General features: G+C 58.8%; 3 protein-coding genes. All 3 read left to right on the forward strand.

What is annotated here, in order from left to right:
* The first annotated feature begins 258 nt into the window (after window positions 1-258).
* The 3 genes from AC0L3H_RS32820 (at window position 259) to AC0L3H_RS32830 (ending at window position 3,296) form a co-directional block, all read left to right on the forward strand.
* Window positions 259-1,107 (forward strand): LysR family transcriptional regulator, encoded by an 849-nt coding sequence (locus AC0L3H_RS32820; protein WP_473588225.1) that lies wholly within the window; start codon window positions 259-261, stop codon window positions 1,105-1,107.
* Between the two features lie 716 nt (window positions 1,108-1,823).
* Complete coding sequence (locus AC0L3H_RS32825) at window positions 1,824-2,522, forward strand: CBS domain-containing protein (protein WP_473588226.1); 699 nt, start codon at window positions 1,824-1,826, stop codon at window positions 2,520-2,522.
* Between the two features lie 60 nt (window positions 2,523-2,582).
* Window positions 2,583-3,296 (forward strand): ATP-binding protein, encoded by a 714-nt coding sequence (locus AC0L3H_RS32830; RefSeq protein WP_473588227.1) that lies wholly within the window; start codon window positions 2,583-2,585, stop codon window positions 3,294-3,296.
* Window positions 3,297-3,359 lie beyond the last annotated feature (63 nt).

Here is a 3,359-nt window from a genome sequence, read left to right on the forward strand (position 1 = left end):
CGCTTCACCCCAGCCGAATGCGCCAACTACTTCAAGGCAGCTGGATACGACCCAGATTAAACAGGACGCGCTCTAGTACGTACCCTGGGTTGCGTGAGGCACTCAGAACTCGTCATCATCCACATCTCGCGCAATACGCCGCGCGGCATGATTCCGGCGCCGAGCTCGACTGTAGGTTTATCGAAGCGTACCGCGCATGCCACCTATCTGACAAACGAAGTTGATTGACATTTGAATGCAAGTTTAATGCTATGTCGGATGGACATCGAACTCGCGCGCACCTTTATCGAGATCGTTTCGACCGGAAGCTTCATCCGGGCTTCGGAGCGGCTGAATGTCGCTCAGACCACCGTGAGCGCCCGAATCCGCAGCCTCGAGCAACAGCTGGGACGTGCGCTTTTCATTCGACATAAGGGCGGAGCTTCGCTCACTCCGGCAGGCGAGCAATTCCTGCGTCACGCTCCGATGTTCGTCCAGCTATGGCAGCGTACGCTTCAGCAGGTTGCCGTGCCGCCAGGCCGTCGCGCCGTTCTGACAGTCGGCAGCGAGGTCAGCCTTTGGCAACCGCTCCTCCTTGACTGGGTCCGATGGATGCGCCGGTCGCTGCCGGACATCGCGCTTCGGGTGCACGTCGATGTGCCGCCGGATCTGATCAATCAAGTTGCATCGGGGATGGTCGACGTCGCGATCATGTACGCGCCCCAGCATCGCCCGGGTCTGAAAATCGACCTGCTCACGGAAGAAAAGCTCGTGCTCGTGACCACCGATCCCGAAGCGCGCCTCCTCGGTGGCGCTGACTACGTGTATATGGATTGGGGACCCGACTTTGTGCTTCACCACGACATGAATTTCCCCGATGTCGCACCGGATCTCTCTTTCGATCTCGGTCCACTCGCGCTCAGCTATCTTCTCTCGGCCGGAGGCTCCGGCTATGTCAGGTTGAGTGCAGTCCAGCCTCATATCGCGGAAGGCCGGCTTCACCTCGTGCCCGAGATGCCGCAATTCTCCTATCCGGTCTACGCGGTGCAGTCCGCCCACGCGGAGGGAACCATTGTTAGGCCTGCCATGGCTGGACTGCATTCCATTTTAAACGACGGCCCCGATTAGGTTCCAACTTCGGCAGTGAGCTTTTGCTGACGCTGTTGTCGCGCATTCGTTGATGACCACCGCGTCAGGCTCGACGGCGAGTTAAAGCAACGAACCTGCACTCAAGTGGCAATAACTTTCGTTGGACCTAGAATCCTTTACGGTAAACACTCGGGCATCGATTGCAGTCTCCGAACTCAGGCCCAGTGGCACTTGCCGCTGGAAAGGGCGCTTGTATGCCTCTCCATACGTCTTCCAGATCCGAGCTCCCGATTTCGATTGCGCAAAGCCCGATGGGGCTCGGAAGACCAATGGGGCAGCGGGAGGAAAGGCTCTTAAGCATTCGGCTGCAGCAGGAACTAATCAGGCACGCGTGCCGAGGAATACCCACCACCTACATGCAGTTGCTCCGGTCGGTTGGAACCGTCGCAGACGCCGACGAAACCCTTGTCAGGGCCTCACTTGAAAGGCTGATGGATGAGGACACGATCGCCGCCAGGCCTTTCGTGACAGCTCTTGTTATAGGTCCGCAAGCCGGCGGCCTTCCGGAGCCATGGTTCTTCAGCAAGGCTCGAACGTCCGGACGCCTGGCCTCACGCTCGGATGAACTCGAGGCGTGGGCTTTCCACGCCAGAGAAATGAGGCGAGCGGTTACGCATTATCGCACCATGTCATCGAACGCCGCGGCAGCCCTCTGGGATCGAAGTCCAGGCGTGGGGATCGAAGGAGCAGGCAAAATGCTGATGGCCAAAGATGTAATGACCGCCGACGTCATCACTGTAGCGTCCGACACCACTATTCGGACTGTCGCCGAACTCCTCGTCACCCAAGGCGTAAGCGGAGTGCCTGTCCTGGACGACGATATTCTGGTGGGCATCGTGACGGAAGGAGACCTCCTCCATCGAGCCGAAATCGGCACGGCCGCGCGCCCGGTGTCATGGTGGTCCAGGATTTTCAAGAACAAGGCGGTGCTTGCTGCCGAGTACACCCGCGAGCATTCGACCCGGGTCGTGGACGTTATGACCAAGAACGTCGTAACTGTTGAAGAATCCACGCCAATCGCGGACATCGCCGACCTGTTGGCGCAGCGAAAAATAAGGCGGGTGCCCGTGATACGCGGCGGGAAGGTCGTGGGGATCGTCAGTCGCGCCAACATAGTTCGCGCCTTGGCTGCAACCGCGAACCTTCCACGAAGCGCCTGCAAGGCAGAGGACGAAACTATCCGTCAGCAGATTCCGTTGGCTTTGCGCGATGAGGCGTGGCCGAGCGCCAGCACGCCCAATTTTACGGTCAAGAACGGCGTGGTTTCCTTCTGGGGCACCCTAGAGTCCGACGCCGAACGCGACGCCCTCCGGGTCCTATGCGAAAACATTCCGGGTGTTCAGAAAGTCGAGGATCATCGTATGATCTTGAGCTTTCCGACCTTTGCCGTGTGATGGGCGCAGGTAGTTAAGACGACATCCTGCGTCTTGTTGTGCTAAAAGGAACCAGGAATTGTGACGGCTCTGGGCCGTCGTGAGGAATGCGGCAACGGCGTCCGATTTTCCCAAGCCGCAAATGGCAACAAGGTGACCCAGGAAACGTCAGTCCAGCCTCAGGCTCCGCTGCCTTCCGCCACTGCGGCGGAGCAGCGGGCAACTGCGACACGCAGGCTGGCAGCGCTTGGCGAACTCACCGGAGGAATAGCCCACGATTTCCGGAACCTGCTGACAGCAATCGGGTCAGGCCTCAGGCTGGCTGAAAACAACTGGGACGATCCCACCAAACTGCGTGCATACCTCGCGGAGACGAAGATCGCAATCGACGGAGGGATCGCGCTGACCTCTCAGCTTCTCGCATTTGCCAGGCATCAGAGCCTCGCCCCCCATGTCGGCAACGTGAACGAGTATTTGCACACGTTCGAGCCTTTTCTCAGATACGGCGCCGGGCCGGACGTTCGTCTTATCCTGGATCTCACTCCTGACCTGCCGAACTGCCTGCTGGATCCCGCGTTCTTCGACGCGGCCGTTTTAAATCTTGTCACCAACGCCAGGGACGCTATGCCAAACGGAGGCAGGATCGACATCAGCACCAGTCAGGTTTCTGGCTCCGACACACCTGGAATCAACCTCACCTCGAGCCACGTTCGCGTCAGGGTCAGAGATGAAGGCTGTGGAATGCCCGCCGATATCATCCGCAAAGTGTTCGATCCGTTCTTTAGAGCGGGATGAAGAGAGGCTGAATCGAAGGGGGATTCCCAAATCAGCGGGGATTTGATTCAACATGCTGGCTGG

The organism is Mesorhizobium sp. WSM4816, assembly GCF_055811535.1.